This is a genomic window from Haemophilus sp. HMSC061E01, from assembly GCF_001810345.1.
GTDB lineage: Bacteria > Pseudomonadota > Gammaproteobacteria > Enterobacterales > Pasteurellaceae > Haemophilus_D.
The window spans coordinates 26173-42905 of the sequence record NZ_KV800998.1 but is presented as its reverse complement, the minus strand read 5'-3'; the positions used below and the strand labels follow the sequence as shown (position 1 = coordinate 42905).

The following is a 16733-nucleotide window of genomic DNA, read 5'->3' as shown; positions in this document are numbered from 1 at the left end:
ATAATTTTTATGTTCCCGCTAAAGTGCGGTTAAATTTTATCGTGTTTTAGAACGATTCTGTGAATGTACGAGTTACAACGTCTTGTTGTTGCTCTTTAGTTAAAGAGTTAAAACGCACTGCGTAACCAGATACACGAATAGTTAATTGCGGATATTTATCCGGATTTTCCATCGCATCTAATAACATTTCACGGTTTAATACGTTCACATTTAAGTGTTGACCACCTTCTACTGCAGCTTCGTGGTGGAAGTAACCATCCATTAAGCCTGCAAGGTTGCGACGTTGTGCTTCTGGATCTTTACCTAATGCATTTGGTACGATTGAGAAGGTATAAGAAATACCATCTTTCGCGTAAGCAAATGGAAGTTTAGCTACAGAAGTTAATGATGCTACCGCACCTTTTTGGTCACGACCGTGCATTGGGTTAGCACCTGGTCCAAATGGCGCACCTGCACGACGACCATCTGGGGTGTTACCTGTTTTCTTACCATAAACTACGTTAGAAGTAATGGTTAATACAGATTGTGTAGGCACAGCATTGCGGTAAGTTTTAAGTTTTTGAATTTTCTTCATGAAACGTTCAACTAAATCACAAGCGATGTCATCAACACGGTTGTCGTTGTTACCATATTGTGGATATTCACCTTCGATTTCGAAGTCGATCGCGACGTTGCTTGCTACAACATTGCCATCTTTATCTTTGATGTCGCCACGAACTGGTTTAACTTTCGCATATTTAATTGCTGAAAGTGAGTCAGCTGCAACAGAAAGACCTGCGATACCACAAGCCATGGTACGGTATACATCACGATCATGTAATGCCATTAATGCTGCTTCGTATGAATATTTATCATGCATATAGTGGATGATATTTAAGGCAGTCACATATTGTTTTGCCAACCAATCCATAAAGCTGTCCATACGAGTCATTACGGTGTCGAAATCTAACACTTCATCAGTGATTGGTGCAGTTTTCGGACCTACTTGCATACCTAATTTTTCATCGATACCGCCGTTGATTGCGTATAACAATGTTTTCGCTAAGTTTGCACGCGCACCGAAGAATTGCATTTGTTTACCAACAACCATTGGTGATACACAACATGCGATTGCGTAGTCATCATTGTTGAAGTCTGGACGCATTAAATCATCGTTTTCGTATTGAACTGATGAGGTATCAATCGATACTTTCGCACAGAAACGTTTGAAGTTTTCAGGTAATTGTTCAGACCAAAGAATGGTTAAGTTTGGTTCTGGAGAAGTACCCATGTTGTAAAGGGTGTGTAAAATACGGAATGTATTTTTGGTTACTAATGTACGGCCGTCTAAACCCATACCTGCGATGGTTTCAGTTGCCCACATTGGGTCACCAGAGAATAACTGATCGTATTCAGGTGTACGTAAGAAACGAACCATACGAAGTTTCATGACTAAGTGGTCAACTAATTCTTGCGCTTCAGTTTCAGTAAGTTTACCTGCTTTTAAATCACGCTCGATATAGATATCGATGAAGGTTGCAGTACGACCGAATGACATCGCTGCACCATTTTGTGATTTGATTGCTGCTAAGTAAGCAAAGTACATCCATTGAATTGCTTCTTTAGCGTTAGTTGCAGGGTTAGAAATATCGTAACCGTAGCTTGCTGCCATTTGTTTCATTTGGCCTAATGCACGGTGTTGTTCTGCGATTTCTTCACGTAAACGAATAGTTGCTTCTAGATTTACGCCATCTTCTAAGTCTTTTTGTAAAGAAGAGAATTGTGCGTATTTATCTTTCATTAAGAAGTCAACACCATAAAGTGCGACACGACGATAGTCACCGATGATACGACCACGACCGTAAGCATCTGGAAGACCAGTTAATACACCTGATTTACGACAACGTAAAATGTCTGGCGTATAAACATCGAATACACCTTGGTTGTGGGTTTTACGATATTCAGTGAAGATTTTTTTCACTTCAGGATCTAATTCACGACCGTAAATTTTGCATGACCCTTCCACCATTTTAATACCACCAAATGGCATAATAGCACGTTTTAATGGAGCATCGGTTTGAAGACCTACGATTTTCTCTAAGTCTTTATTGATATAACCTGGTGCGTGAGAAGTAATCGTTGAAGGCGTATGTTCGTCAAAGTCTAATGGCGCATGTGTGCGGTTTTCAACTTTAATTCCTTCCATTACGGTTTCCCAAAGTTTTGTTGTCGCTTCGGTTGGACCTGCTAAGAAAGAATCATCACCTTCATACGGGGTGTAGTTCTTTTGAATAAAATCACGCACGTTGACGTTTTCTTGCCAATCACCGGCAACGAATCCTGCCCACGCAACTTTTTGTGCTTCATTAAGTTCTGACATAGTCATTTCCTTTTTTAATTGATAAAAAATAAGTCTTGTTTAGTTCGTTAGTACATTAGTGAGCTTTGGTTAAATAACGTTGGAATAAGCCGATACAAACCGCACCACCCACAATGTTTCCTAACGTTACTGGAATCAAATTCTTCACAATGAAATGATAGAGATCTAAATCTGCATATTTCATTGGATCCACACCAATTTGTTGCCAAAATTCTGGCGTACTAGAATGAGCTGTGATAATGCCTAGTGGAATCATAAACATATTTGCCACACAGTGTTCAAAACCAGATGCGACAAATAAACCAATCGGCATGATCATAATAAATGCTTTGTCTGTAACAGTTTTACCGGAATAAGACATCCATACCGCTACACACACCATAATGTTACATAAAATACCAAGGTTAAATGCTTCAAACCAAGTATGATGAATCTTATGTTGAGCGGTTGCCAAAATGGTTAAACCCCATTGACCATTTGCTGCCATGGTTTGTCCCCCAAACCAAATCACTGCAGCAATAAATAAACCGCCCACAAAGTTGCCCAAATATACCACAATCCAATTTCGGATCATTTGAGTTGTGGTTATCTTACCGCCTACGCGGGCAACTAAGGTTAAAGTAGAAGAGGTGAATAATTCAGATCCTAAAATTACCACCATAATTACGCCTAAAGAGAAGACTAACCCACCGACTAACTTGGTTAATCCCCAAGGCGCTCCTGCGCTTGCTGTTTGTGTCGTCGTATAGAATACAAAGGCTAAAGCAATACAAGCCCCAGCACTAATACCAGACAGAAATGATAAAAATGGGCGTTTTTGCGCTTTATACGCAGCGACGCTTTCAGCATAATCCGTTGCTTCAACTGGTGTGAGAGCAACAGAAGATTGATTTAAATTTTCTGATGCCATATCTAACTCCAAATAGTTGGTTTATTATTTCTTATACTACAACATAGGTATTCCTATACCCATTTGGTATTCTACTCTCTTATAAAACCATTGCAAGAAATCCCCAACTTATTCCAAAAAAATTTGATATTTTGCAAGTTTTGGTAAATTTTCTGCTCAAAAAATAAAAAAGCGGAATATCATATCACTATTCCGCTTTTCATATAAAAATAACAACATTAAAACACGATACGATCTCGGTTTTTTTCTAACGTAGCTTTACCAATGCCTTGTACTTCAAGTAGTTGTTCTGCCGCAGTGAAACTACCGTGTTTTTCACGGTATTGCACAATGGCTTCTGCTTTTTTCGCCCCAATACCAATCAGCGCTTTTTGAATGTCTGATACGCTAGCGGTATTGATATTTAATTTATCACTCACCGTTTGTTGTACTGTTTGTGATGGTGCTTGTACAGCTGTTTGTTGCTGCACTTGCGTTTGCGGTTGAGCCTGCTCAGCTGTTTTTTCTTCTGCAAGCGCTTCTGTGCTCAACATCGCGCCTGCAATAAATAATGAACTAAATAAATGTTTCATCAATTTCATAAAAATGTCCTTTATTAACAAATAAGTACCGTTGATTCATATCAACAGTGACATTTTTAAGAAACACAGAAAACACGCAAGAAATCAACCGCACTTTTGCGATCTTGATCGCAAAAATTACATTTAAGCAAATAAAAAAACGACCTTATCGCACCACTACAGCTGTGCCACTCGCAATCACCATAAACATACTTTTATTGCTTACTGTTGCGTAATTAATCTCTACGCCAACCACAGCATTTGCCCCTAAAGCAATTGCTTTTTCTTCCAACTCTTTCAAGGCATCTTGGCGTGCACGACTAATACGACGCTCATAAACACTCGAACGCCCACCAATCACATCGGTAATAGCCGCAAAAAAATCACGGATGAAGTTTGCCCCAGCAATCACTTCCCCAAAGACGACTTGTTTATATTCTACGATTTGTTTACCTTCAATATTAGGCGTAGTGGTAATAATCATTTTGTATCCTTTAATTCTCGTTAAAAATCAACCGCGCTTTAGGCCGTTAATTTTGATTTCAAAACAGCTAATGCCTTCGCACGATGAGAAATTTTCTTTTTCTCTACGGTTTCTAATTCGGCAAAAGTACAGCCTTTTTCAGGGCTAAAAAAGAGCGAGTCGTAACCGAAACCATTTTCACCTTTTTCTTCATAAATAATCTGCCCGTCACATTCACCTTGAGCAATGATCGGAGAAGGATCACTTAGGTGTTGTAATAACACAATCGTACTCACAAATTTTGCTTGGCGACGTTCAGTCGGTACATCGGCTAATTCTGCCAATAATTTTTCTCGGTTTTTCGCATCAGCTTCGTCACCATCCACACCGGCATAACGAGCAGAATACAATCCAGGCGCACCATTTAACGCATCCACTACAAGACCGGAATCATCTGCAATGGCCGGTAAACCTGATTTTTCAGATGCATAACGTGCTTTCAAAATCGCATTTTCAACAAACGTTAATCCTGTTTCTTCTGGACTTTCGATGCCTAAATCCGTTTGAGCAATGACTTCAAAACCGAAATTGGCTAATACATCCGCCATTTCTTTTACTTTGCCTTTATTACCTGTGGCAAGCACAATTTTTTGTTTCATGATTCTGTCCCTCATATCAAACATTGTCTTATTTTAGCATCTCACCAAAAATTTTCGGAATAAATATTGACCTTAACCTTAGGTCAAAGTTTATGATTGGTGCGCATTCAGTTATCACATAGGAGAAAAACATGAAAAAACTTATGACTTTTATCACACTTAGCGCTGCTGCAGTTTCAATTTATGCCCAAGCGAATGAACAACCGCATCAAGCACACATGAATATGCCAATGTCGACAGATTCTGCAATGCAACAAGAATTAATGCAAGGTATGAGTCAAATGCATCAAGACATGATGGCAGCTGCGCAATATAAAGATCCTGATGTTGCTTTTGCAGCAGGTATGTTGCCACACCATATTGGCGCAGTAAAAATGGCGGAAGTTGAATTAAAATACGGAAAAGATCCTGAGATGCGTAAGCTTGCTGAGAATATTATTAACGCTCAACAGGCAGAAATTGAACAAATGCAAAAATGGCTTAAAGTGCACAATAAAAAATAAAATAACACAAAAAAAGTGCGGTAAATTAACCGCACTTTTTTAATAGAATTAGTTTACTTCTTTTATTCGTAGCTCTTTTGGCACTTCAAAGAACATATTCTCTTCTAAGCCTTGAAGCTCTTCGATACTATCCGCACCAAATTCTTTTAATCGAGCAATTACGGATTGCACCAACTCTTCCGGTGCTGAAGCCCCTGCTGTCACACCAATTGTTTCAACGCCTTCAAACCAATCTGCTGCCACATCATTTGGATCATCAATCAATTTTGATTTCACGCCCATACGCGATGCCAACTCAGCTAAGCGGTTAGAATTCGATGAGTTTTTAGAGCCTACAACAACCACTAAATCACATTGTTTTGCTAATTCACGCACCGCTTCTTGACGATTGGTTGTGGCATAGCAAATATCGTTTTTATGTGGGCCTTGAATAGCAGGATATTTGTCTTTCAATGCACTGATAGTTTCCGCCGTATCATCAAGAGAAAGTGTGGTTTGTGTCATAAAGGTTAAATCATCATTTTCTTGAACCGGCAAACGAGCAATATCTTCCACGCTTTCAATTAAGAAAATACCACCTTCAGCGTTATTATACTGCCCCATTGTGCCTTCCACTTCGGGATGCCCTTTGTGTCCGATCAAAATCGCTTTCGTCCCTTTGCGGCTCGCACGCGCCACTTGCATATGTACTTTGGTTACCAACGGACAAGTTGCATCAAATACTTTTAACTGACGATCTTTCGCTTCTTGACGAACGGCTTGTGACACACCATGAGCAGAGAAAATCACAATAGCGCCATCAGGCACTTCGCTCAGTTCTTCCACAAAAATCGCTCCACGCTCACGCAAACCATTTACCACGAAACGATTGTGCACCACTTCATGACGCACATAAATCGGTGCGCCATGAATTTCAAGCGCTAATTCAACAATGCTAATGGCTCGATCGACACCTGCGCAAAATCCGCGAGGATTGGCTAAAATTATCTTCATTTTTGACCGCTCTTTTTATCACCTTTAAAGGCATCTAATGCTAATAAACCCGCACCAATACAAATCGCAATATCTGCTACATTGAATACCGGATAATGATAAATATCCCAATAAAAATCTAAGAAATCCACCACAAAACCGTTGTACACACGATCTACCATATTCGCTAACGCACCGCCAATAATCAACGCATAAGCCGAGTTTTGTAATTTTTGTTCTGCAGAATTCTTTTTCATAAAGTAAGCCAGCATTAAAGAAATCCCGATTGCTAGCACGATAAAGAAATATTTCTGCCAACCATCATGCTCAGCTAAAAAGCTAAACGCTGCGCCATAGTTACGCACATAGGTTAAATTAAAAACGGGTAATAGGTTCACGCTTTCATAGAGATCAAAGCGTTGCACTACGATATATTTGGTCAGTAAATCAAGGATAAATGCGACCGCACTTAACCAAAGGAATGAAAGTCCTGTTTTATTTTTTGTCATAGGAAATTATCTGTCTTTATAAATGGACGATGATTTTAGCAACTCGAACAACCTTTATAAAGTAAAAGGCATCAAATCATAAAAGGCGAACACATTGGTTCGCCTTTCAATGTTAATTACTTTTTCTTCACCGGTCTTTGCCAACCTTGAATATGACGTTGTGGCACACGAGTAATCACAAGCTCATCTTTCTCAATATTTTGAGTAATCGTTGAACCAGCACCAATGGTTGCTCCATCTGCGACGGTAACTGGCGCGACTAACTGCGTATCCGATCCAACAAATACATTGTTACCAATGATTGTTTTAAATTTATTCGCACCGTCATAGTTACAAGTAATAACACCAGCACCGATATTACAGTTTTCACCTATTTCGGTATCACCGACATAAGTGAGGTGGTTTACTTTAGAACCTTTACCTACTGTGGATTTTTTAATTTCCACAAAGTTACCCACATGGGTTTCAGCGGCTAATTCAGCACCTGGACGTAAACGAGAGAATGGACCAATCGCTGCTTTCTCACCAATTGTGGCATCTTCTAAAACAGAGTAAGGCTTGATCTCAACATCATCACCAATGGTTACATTTTTCAATACACAACCCGCACCGATTTTTACACGATCACCTAAACGCACATTGCCTTCCACAATTACGTTCACATCAATTTCAACATCTTTACCGTGTTCTAATGTACCACGTAAATCAAAACGCTCAGGGTCAATTAACATCACGCCTGCAAGTAAAAGTTTTTCTGCTTGTTTACGTTGATAAAAACGCTCTAATGCAGCAAGTTGTAAACGGTTATTGGCACCTTCTACTTCCATAAATTCAGAGGCTTGAACGGCAGTAACCTGACAACCATCTTGATTTGCTAAACCAATCACATCCGTTAAATAAAACTCGCCTTGTGCATTGTTATTTTTCACACGAGAAAGCCAGTTTTTGAAATGTGCGCCATCTGCTACTAATACGCCAGTATTCACTTCTTGGATTTTTAATTGCTCTGCGTTGGCATCTTTTTGTTCTACGATCGCCACCACATTGCCATTTTCACGAATAATACGACCGTAACCCGTTGGGTTATCTAAATTGACAGTAAGTAATGCAATCCCATTTTCTGGTTTCGCTGCAATGAGTTTTTCCAATGTTTCTTTGGTCACTAATGGCGCATCACCATATAAAATCACAATATTTTCATCATCTTTGAAGAATGGTGCTGCTTGTTGAACCGCATGGGCTGTACCTAATTGTTCTGCTTGAACGACCCAGTTCACACTTTCATTTGCCAAACGTTCACGCATTAATTCGCCACCGTGACCATAAATTAAATGCACGTTTTCTGCACCTAATTGATTCGCCGTATCGATCACATGTTTTACCATTGGTTTACCTGCCACTTTATGCAAGACTTTAGGTAAATCAGAATACATACGAGTGCCTTTACCGGCCGCTAAAATCACCACGCTTAATGCTTTATTTGTCATAAATTCTTCTCTTCTTTATAAAAAATTTGGGCGTATTCTATCGTAGAATGGAGAATATGATAAGCCATTTAATTTTCATACATTCCTGACAAGACAAGATTGTATAAAAATCTCAAATCCTGTAAACTATCCTCCCGTCTTGATAGCTAATCATCTTTTTCTTTTATTTTTGGCCGCACTTTTCAGCATTCTGCACAAATTTGCATAAAAGATGATTGGCTATAATCATTTTTATCCCAACATTTTAGGTCTCTCACTATGGCTACAAATTATATTTTCGTTACAGGCGGTGTGGTTTCATCGTTAGGTAAAGGTATTGCTGCAGCATCATTGGCAGCAATTTTAGAAGCACGTGGCTTAAACGTGACTATTATGAAATTAGACCCTTACATCAACGTGGATCCGGGTACAATGAGCCCAACCCAACACGGCGAAGTATTCGTGACACAAGACGGGGCGGAAACCGATTTAGACTTAGGTCACTACGAGCGTTTTATTCGTACCAAAATGACAAAACGCAACAACTTCACCACAGGTAAAATTTATTCTGAAGTATTACGCAAAGAGCGTCGTGGTGATTATTTAGGTGCGACAATTCAAGTTATCCCACACATCACCAATGAAATTAAAGATCGCGTGATTGCCGGCGCACAAGGCCATGATGTGGTTATCGTGGAAGTAGGCGGAACAGTGGGTGATATTGAATCGCTTCCATTCTTAGAAGCACTTCGTCAACTTGCCGTACAAGTGGGCCGTGAGAATACTCTCTTTATGCACTTAACGTTAGTGCCATATATTCCAACGGCAGGCGAAGTAAAAACCAAACCGACACAACATTCTGTAAAAGAATTACTTTCAATTGGTATTCAGCCAGATGTGCTTATCTGCCGTTCAGATCGTATGATTCCACCAAACGAGCGTGCAAAAATCGCCTTATTCTGTAACGTACCAGAACGTGCGGTCATCTCATTAAAAGATGTGAATTCGATCTACCAAATTCCGGCATTATTAAAATCACAAGGTTTAGATGAATTCATCTGTCAACGTTTCCACTTAGACTGTCCTGAAGCTGATCTTTCTGAATGGGAACAAGTGCTTTATCAAGAAGCCAACCCTGTGGGCGATGTCACCATTGGTATGGTCGGTAAATACATTGAATTACCTGATGCCTATAAATCAGTGAATGAAGCCTTAAAACACGCAGGTTTGAAAAACCGTTTAAGCGTGCATATCAAATATATTGATTCACAAGATGTCGAAACCAAAGGCACTGAAGTATTGAAAGGCGTCGATGGTATTTTGGTACCGGGCGGCTTTGGCTATCGCGGTGTAGAAGGCAAAATCTTGACTGCAAAATATGCGCGTGAAAACAATATTCCTTACCTAGGCATTTGTTTAGGGATGCAAATTGCATTAATCGAATATGCGCGCAACGTTGCTGGTCTTGAAAAAGCGAACTCATCTGAATTTGATCGCCACTGCGAACAACCAGTAGTTGGTTTAATTACAGAATGGCAAGATGCGGAAGGCCACATTGAAACCCGTGATGATAATTCAGATCTGGGTGGTACGATGCGTTTAGGTGCGCAACAATGTCATTTAATTGAAGGCTCAAAAGCGCGTGCATTATATGGTAAAGAAACTATCGAAGAGCGTCACCGTCACCGTTATGAAGTGAACAATAACCTGCTTCCACAAATTGAAAAAGCGGGACTTAAAGTGACTGGCTTATCTGCGGATCGTAAATTAGTGGAAATTATTGAAGTACCAAACCACCCATGGTTTGTAGCATGTCAATTCCATCCAGAATTTACGTCAACGCCACGTGATGGCCACCCATTATTCGAAGGCTTTGTCAAAGCAGCCAGAGAAAATCAGTTAAAAACTGAAAAGTAATTTACTGATAATTCAATAAACAAGTGCGGTCAAAAATTCTTGTGTTTTTGACCGCACTTTGTATTAATAAGGAATAATGTCATCTGTGCCTTATTCACTCATTTAATAATGGATAACTAAAAATGAAACTTGCTGTTATTTTACCCGCATATAATGCAGAAAATTTTATCACTGAATGTTTAGATTCATTATTGAATCAAACCTTTAGTGATTTTTGTATTCTGGCAGTTAATGATGCTTCTACCGATAACACAGGTGACATTCTCGAAAGCTATGCGACAAAAGATGCTCGCTTACGTGTTTACCATTTACCTCAAAACCAAGGTGAACCAGCTGTCATGCAATTTGCCATGGATATGCTTAACTATATGAATGTTGAATATGTTGCACGTATGGATGCCGATGATATTTGTGTGCCACACCGTTTTGAAAAACAAGTTCAATATTTAGATGAGCATCCCGAAATTGATATTTTAGGAAGTAATGCACTGCTCTTTAATGATGGGCAAACTGATAAAATGTCTAAAGTAAGTACACTTCCTCTTTTAGATAAAGATATAAAAGCACATTTTTCTTTAGCTCGTGACCATATAATTAACCCATCTTCAATGTGGCGACATTCTAGTATCAAAGCACTCAACATCAATTATGCACAAACAGCCACAGCGCCCGATTTTCACATGTGGGTACAATGTGCATTGCACAAAAAGACATTTGCGAATTTACCGGAGCCCTTGTTGCTTTATCGACTACATCCAGGGCAAGAAAGTAAAAAACATGACAAAATTAGCGAATCTGTTCAATACTCTATGGAACTCTGGATCAGTCATTTATTTCCAGAATTAACACCTAAAGAAGTCAGCCTATTAAGTCTTATACTGCACGGGAAAACCATTAAATTACGCACTGAAGAGTTTGAAATCGCTTTTTCTGCTTATGACAAGGTTCGTTCAAATAATGAAATCTCACTATTTGGTGAAGATCGGGAAACGATGTTTAGTATTTTAGATGCACATACACAATTTTTGAAAAAGCTTTTGTATCAAAGAACGCAATAAAGCTTTTACTTCATCAGACTACTTCCCCAATCTGAATAGGATTAGGGAAATTTTTATCCGTTTTAATATCAAAGTGCGGTCATTTTTAGCCAAATTTTTTGCAATAACATCACCGTACTTTACATATCTAACCTATTTCTCAAAAATGGCTTCGACGGTTAATTCCTTGTAGTGATAGCCCTTTTCTTGACTAAATTGCATTTCAAGTGAACCTAAATAGATAGCAAAACTTGGTGCATCAATTTTTAGTAAGTCTTTACGGATGAGTTTAAGATCTGATTCCGCCAGTTTTTTCATTGAATCTAAATGATGTTGTTGAAAGACCTGTTTAATATGCTGATCCATATTGGTACAATATCTATCATGCTCTTCAACAAAACAAACTTCGGCTCGTTCTTTTGGCTCATTCTCTTCTTTTTTCGAGCTGTTATCGTCCACACGATAGAATTGATAGACTGGCACATGGATCCATTTTTTATACGAACTCACATCAATTGATGACCATTCAAACTCCGCTTCTCTAATCGGACTATTTTGCAGAGCCATAATGTCGCTATCATTGATACGGAAAGAATGCTCATAAACATCCAATGAAATCAGTTCATTCGCTTTTTCACCATATTTTTTTACAAAGGCTTTTCGTTTCTCTTCATAACTAGAGCTGTCATAAGGCCCTAAGTCCAAACGATGGACTAAATAATCAGATACATCATCTAATTCACTCCAATCTTGACGTTCGTTTTCGGGCATATTTTCTAAACGACTTAAAAAATCCACATCATCACGAATTTTTCCTTGTCCATCAGATAAATTAAGCTTTGTGAGTAAATGCTCAAAACGTTCCGTTTGGCTTTGATAAGCAATTTCTTTGGGTTTCACCACCCAAGTCATGGCAAAAATTGCGGCCATTACAACGACAGAAATCAAACGATATTGACGAATTTTAGGGATGATTAAAATAGCATAAGCAATCGTAATCGCCGAGGCTAATGCCACTAAATAAATCCGTTGTTCAGTCCAAGCATAGGCACTAATTCGACGGTCAATTGCCAACCATAACAATGCAATTGGCACAATGGAAAGGTATGGGAAAAACTTAAAGAAACCATCCCAATTTGGTTTAACACTAATACTACGTAAAGCGTAAACACCTAAGCCACCAACTAAATAAGGCAACGCAATATTCGACACCATCCCTTTTGGCAACGCCCCTGCTAAGATAATTTTGCCAACGTAAGCATAAAGTAGAACAGTAAAAATCATTAAGGCTGGCACTAAGATCAAATTTACTAAAATTTCAATGCTACGATTTAGCGTCATCTCTGTATTTTCTTGGCGCTGTTGAAAGACCAAAAAGAACAAAGGAAGACAAAATGCGGTAATTGAGGAATAAAGATGCTTTTGAAACCATTCACTAAAATCAATGTTAAATAATGCACTGATTGAAGCTAAAATTGCAGCGACCAAACCAGAAATGAGCCCCCAACCAGCAATGGATGACGTGATGTAATATAGCGTCGTAAAATTACGATAAGTAAAGGCTTGATTGTTTCTGACAAATGGAAAACCACATAATATCAATAATACAATAAATTGAGCGCCCCAAAACTTAGGACTATAAGCATAAAAATCAGCATTATCATTCACTTGCCAAATGGTGAAAACGGCAATAAGCGGCACAATCCACGAAAAACGATACCAGGCATAAGGACGAGACAAATAAACAAAGGCAAACAGCATCGGCTCAAATAGCCAATAAGCTAAATGATCTTTTTCTGAATTCATATCCACAAACCAAATTCCAAGAGCAAACGTAGCAATCATGAAGATTTCAATCGGATGAGTTGATATCGCTGATTTTATTTGTGTTTTGATCTGCTGAAAAAAAGTCGAAAGAGACATAATGATTCCTTTTTCAATGCTAGAAAGTCTCAATTAAGAATAAATAATTCGTCGTAAAATAATACGAAATTTCGGGCAACTTTAACCAACTTTTGAAGGCAATTCCACTGAAATAAAAGAAATAATTGGCGAAAAAGAGATAAAAACTAACCGCACTTGATTGAAAAATAAGATACAGATCAAAGTGCGGTCATTTTTCCAAGACAAATTTCTAAATTTGCTTTATTATATTCCCGTTTTAGGTTCGCCTAACTAATTTTAATTAACTTTAAACAGAGGAAAACAAAATGGCAAAAATCGTTAAAGTCATTGGTCGTGAAATCATCGACTCTCGTGGTAACCCAACTGTAGAAGCTGAAGTTCATCTTGAAGGTGGTTTCGTTGGTTTAGCAGCTGCTCCATCAGGTGCATCTACTGGTTCTCGTGAAGCATTAGAATTACGTGACGGCGACAAATCTCGTTTCTTAGGTAAAGGTGTATTAAAAGCGGTTGCGGCTGTAAACGGTCCTATCGCAGATGCATTAGTGGGTAAAGAAGCGTCTAACCAAGCTGAAATCGACCAAATCATGATCGATTTAGACGGTACTGAAAACAAATCTAACTTCGGTGCAAACGCAATCTTAGCGGTATCTTTAGCAAACGCAAAAGCTGCTGCAGCGTCTAAAGGTTTACCACTTTACGCTTACATCGCAGAACTTAACGGTACGCCAGGCGTTTACTCTATGCCATTACCAATGATGAACATCATCAACGGTGGTGAGCATGCAGATAACAACGTTGATATCCAAGAATTCATGATTCAACCAGTTGGTGCGAAAACATTACGCGAAGCACTTCGTATTGGTGCTGAAGTATTCCACAACCTTGCGAAAGTATTAAAATCTAAAGGCATGAGCACTGCTGTAGGTGATGAAGGTGGTTTCGCACCTAACTTAGCCTCTAACGCTGACGCTTTAGCATGTATCAAAGAAGCTGTAGAAAAAGCAGGTTATGTATTAGGCAAAGACGTCACTTTAGCAATGGACTGTGCATCTTCTGAGTTCTATAACAAAGAAACTGGCAAATACGAAATGAAAGGCGAAGGCCGTTCATTCACTTCTCAAGAGTTCACACACTATCTTGAAGAGTTAACTAAACAATACCCAATCGTGTCTATCGAAGATGGTCAAGATGAATCTGACTGGGATGGTTTTGCATACCAAACTAAAGTGTTAGGCGACCGCGTTCAATTAGTGGGCGACGACTTATTCGTCACTAACACCAAAATCTTAAAAGAAGGTATCGAAAAAGGTATTGCAAACTCTATCTTAATCAAATTCAACCAAATCGGTTCTTTAACTGAAACTTTAGCAGCAATCAAAATGGCTAAAGATGCAGGTTACACTGCTGTTATCTCTCACCGTTCAGGTGAAACCGAAGATGCGACTATCGCTGATTTAGCGGTTGGTACAGCAGCAGGTCAAATCAAAACTGGTTCTATGAGTCGTTCTGACCGTATTGCGAAATACAACCAATTAATCCGTATCGAAGAAGCATTAGAACGCGCTGGTACACCAGCTCCGTTCTTAGGTTTAAAAGCGGTTAAAGGTCAAGCATAATTTTTGCTTAATTTAAGGTAAAATAGCACCGCACTTTGCACAAAAGTGCGGTGTTTTTTTAAGGTGTTTTTATGAAGACACAATCTGATTCACTGCTTACTGAACCTTGGTTATCTTGGGCAATCGAAATTCAAAGCATTGCACAAAACGGGCTAACTTATTGCAAAAATATCTATGATATTGAACGCTATGAACGCTTGCGTGATTTGTCGGCTGAAATGCTCTCTTATAAAACAGCAATCCCAAAAGAAACCGTTAAATCACTTTTCTGCAATGAGGCTGGTTATCAAACTCCTAAAATCGACTCGCGGGCAGCTATTTTCAAAGATGATAAAATTTTATTAGTACAAGAAAATGATGGACTTTGGTCACTGCCTGGCGGCTGGATAGATGTGCTAGAAACCATTCATAGTAATACGATTAAAGAAGTACGCGAAGAAGCGGGGCTTAATGTTAAACCGACTTTCATTATTGCTATTCACGAACAACATAAACGCAATTTTCCGCCTTTTGCGCATCCTGTACTCAAAACCTTCGTCATGTGCGAACCATTAAGTGGTGAATTTCAACCAAATAGTGAAACCGTTCAATCTGCCTATTTTGCATTAAATGAACTGCCACCAATGAATGAAGAAAAAAATACGCCCGCACAGGTTGAACTTTGCTTTCAAGCACACCATAGTAGTCACTGGACTACACAATTTGATTAGGAAATACCATGTTACATTTAACCCTCGAAGACCAACTTTTTCTCGGTCAACCAAAGCAAGTCGGCACACACTCAACTGTGCATGATCACCTAGCAGTGATGTTTGAAGATGATGGTGAAACGGGCTATTTTTATGCGTTAGATATGCGTCAAAATGCGCAGCCTATTGTCGATTGCTTACATGTTTATAACGTCGATAACACTCGCAATCACCACGAAGCACGTAAATTAGAAATCTGCTGGGATGAAAGTGGTTATTTAGCCTTATTGCTTATTAACGGCTATCCACACGCTGTATTTGATTTTGCTCATTTGATCGGCTATAACACCAACAAGCATCCTCAGCCTGACTTAATGAGCATGTGGACACACGAAGAAATCACCAATGAACGTGCAACAGCATGGCTTGGTGTGAATACCATTAAATAGGATTAACTATGCGATTTTACCGCGGTCTTCAGCCTTTCAAGGTCATGAGTTTTGATCTTGATGACACCCTTTACGATAACAGTGACGTCATTCGTTTAGCCGAAGAACGCTTTCTTCAATGTGTGCAAGAACAGGCTCAACTGAGCGACTTCACTCTAGAATATTGGCGAGAATGGAAATGGCAACTGGCGGAGAAAGATCCCTTGATTGCTGAAGATGTGATTGCCTGGCGTGTCGAAACGTTACGGCACTTACTGACGCATCATGGTAAAAGTGCGGTTGAAATTGACCGCACTTTAGCGATTGCCATGGAAGAGTTTATTGAATGGCGACATAAAATTGATGTACCCGCAGAAAGTATTGAAGTGCTGAATCAACTGAAAGATCGCTACCCGCTTAGCGTGATTACCAATGGTAATGTAATTGCAAAACGCATTGGGTTTGAACACTTTCAGCTGAACTTACGTGGTGGAGAGCAAGGCAGAGCGAAGCCTCATCAAGATTTGTTCCACCAAACCGCCCATTATTTTGGCGTAAAACCAAGTGAAATTTTACATATCGGTGACAACTTAACCACGGATGTTCAAGGCGCCATTCAAGCCGGGTGCCAAGCTGTATGGATTAATTTATCAGGCAAAAACCTCAATTCATTTACTGAAGCAAGTGTTTTGCCTACATTAGAAATCAATCATTTAACTGAATTATTAACACTTTAACCC

16 protein-coding genes are annotated in these 16733 nt (G+C 39.2%); 7 read left to right on the top strand and 9 right to left on the bottom strand.

The features are described from left to right. Positions 1-46: 46 nt before the first annotated feature. From pflB to rdgB, 5 genes are all read right to left on the bottom strand, one after another. Positions 47-2359, bottom strand: coding sequence for a formate C-acetyltransferase (gene pflB, locus HMPREF2732_RS00640; protein WP_049364776.1), 2313 nt, complete (start codon positions 2357-2359; stop codon positions 47-49). A gap of 55 nt (positions 2360-2414) precedes the next feature. Further along, positions 2415-3269 carry a formate transporter FocA gene (gene focA / locus HMPREF2732_RS00635; RefSeq protein ID WP_049372705.1) on the bottom strand — a complete coding sequence of 285 codons (855 nt, stop codon included), beginning with the start codon at positions 3267-3269 and terminating at the stop codon, positions 2415-2417. Between the two features lie 218 nt (positions 3270-3487). Further along, complete coding sequence (locus tag HMPREF2732_RS00630) at positions 3488-3850, bottom strand: helix-hairpin-helix domain-containing protein (protein WP_070590092.1); 363 nt, start codon at positions 3848-3850, stop codon at positions 3488-3490. A 145-nt stretch (positions 3851-3995) separates the two neighbouring features. Beyond that, on the bottom strand, positions 3996-4313 hold the full coding sequence (locus HMPREF2732_RS00625; RefSeq protein WP_005695251.1) for a heavy metal-binding domain-containing protein: 318 nt from the start codon (positions 4311-4313) through the stop codon (positions 3996-3998). A gap of 38 nt (positions 4314-4351) precedes the next feature. Then, entirely contained in the window at positions 4352-4951 is a 600-nt protein-coding gene (rdgB, locus tag HMPREF2732_RS00620; RefSeq protein WP_070590088.1) for an RdgB/HAM1 family non-canonical purine NTP pyrophosphatase, read from the bottom strand. Between the two features lie 131 nt (positions 4952-5082). Between rdgB and HMPREF2732_RS00615 the strand changes: the two genes are divergently transcribed. Then, the gene (locus HMPREF2732_RS00615) at positions 5083-5454 is read left to right on the top strand and encodes a CopM family metallochaperone (RefSeq protein ID WP_049357924.1); all 372 of its coding nucleotides are present in this window, start codon (positions 5083-5085) and stop codon (positions 5452-5454) included. Between the two features lie 48 nt (positions 5455-5502). Here HMPREF2732_RS00615 and ispH read toward each other — a convergent pair whose 3' ends face one another. The 3 genes from ispH to glmU form a co-directional block, all read right to left on the bottom strand. After that, positions 5503-6447: a 4-hydroxy-3-methylbut-2-enyl diphosphate reductase gene (gene ispH / locus HMPREF2732_RS00610; protein WP_049376185.1), complete on the bottom strand. Its 945-nt coding sequence runs from the start codon at positions 6445-6447 to the stop codon at positions 5503-5505. Then, positions 6444-6935, bottom strand: a complete 492-nt coding sequence (gene lspA, locus HMPREF2732_RS00605; RefSeq protein ID WP_049369834.1) for a signal peptidase II — start codon at positions 6933-6935, stop codon at positions 6444-6446. The genes ispH and lspA overlap by 4 nt, the downstream gene beginning before the upstream one ends. A gap of 116 nt (positions 6936-7051) precedes the next feature. Next, a complete protein-coding gene (gene glmU, locus HMPREF2732_RS00600; RefSeq protein ID WP_049369835.1) occupies positions 7052-8422 on the bottom strand; it encodes a bifunctional UDP-N-acetylglucosamine diphosphorylase/glucosamine-1-phosphate N-acetyltransferase GlmU in 1371 nt (456 codons plus the stop codon). Between the two features lie 258 nt (positions 8423-8680). Between glmU and pyrG the strand changes: the two genes are divergently transcribed. Together pyrG and HMPREF2732_RS00590 are read left to right on the top strand one after the other, a co-directional pair. Further along, positions 8681-10318: a glutamine hydrolyzing CTP synthase gene (gene pyrG / locus HMPREF2732_RS00595; RefSeq protein WP_070590085.1), complete on the top strand. Its 1638-nt coding sequence runs from the start codon at positions 8681-8683 to the stop codon at positions 10316-10318. A gap of 122 nt (positions 10319-10440) precedes the next feature. Next, positions 10441-11376, top strand: a complete 936-nt coding sequence (locus HMPREF2732_RS00590; RefSeq protein ID WP_070590082.1) for a glycosyltransferase family 2 protein — start codon at positions 10441-10443, stop codon at positions 11374-11376. A 132-nt stretch (positions 11377-11508) separates the two neighbouring features. Here the strand turns inward: HMPREF2732_RS00590 and HMPREF2732_RS00585 are convergent, their stop codons facing one another. Then, positions 11509-13278, bottom strand: a complete 1770-nt coding sequence (locus HMPREF2732_RS00585; protein ID WP_070590078.1) for a DUF4153 domain-containing protein — start codon at positions 13276-13278, stop codon at positions 11509-11511. Positions 13279-13565: 287 nt separating this feature from the next. Here HMPREF2732_RS00585 and eno point away from each other — a divergent pair, with 287 nt between their 5' ends. The 4 genes from eno (at position 13566) to HMPREF2732_RS00565 (ending at position 16730) form a co-directional block, all read left to right on the top strand. Then, the gene (gene eno, locus HMPREF2732_RS00580; RefSeq protein ID WP_005627703.1) at positions 13566-14876 is read left to right on the top strand and encodes a phosphopyruvate hydratase; all 1311 of its coding nucleotides are present in this window, start codon (positions 13566-13568) and stop codon (positions 14874-14876) included. Positions 14877-14947: 71 nt separating this feature from the next. Continuing rightward, positions 14948-15586 (top strand): NUDIX hydrolase N-terminal domain-containing protein, encoded by a 639-nt coding sequence (locus HMPREF2732_RS00575; RefSeq protein ID WP_070590075.1) that lies wholly within the window; start codon positions 14948-14950, stop codon positions 15584-15586. 8 nt (positions 15587-15594) lie between these two features. Next, the gene (locus HMPREF2732_RS00570; RefSeq protein ID WP_049364766.1) at positions 15595-16014 is read left to right on the top strand and encodes a DUF2251 domain-containing protein; all 420 of its coding nucleotides are present in this window, start codon (positions 15595-15597) and stop codon (positions 16012-16014) included. Between the two features lie 8 nt (positions 16015-16022). After that, positions 16023-16730, top strand: coding sequence for an HAD-IA family hydrolase (locus tag HMPREF2732_RS00565; RefSeq protein ID WP_070590071.1), 708 nt, complete (start codon positions 16023-16025; stop codon positions 16728-16730). Positions 16731-16733 lie beyond the last annotated feature (3 nt).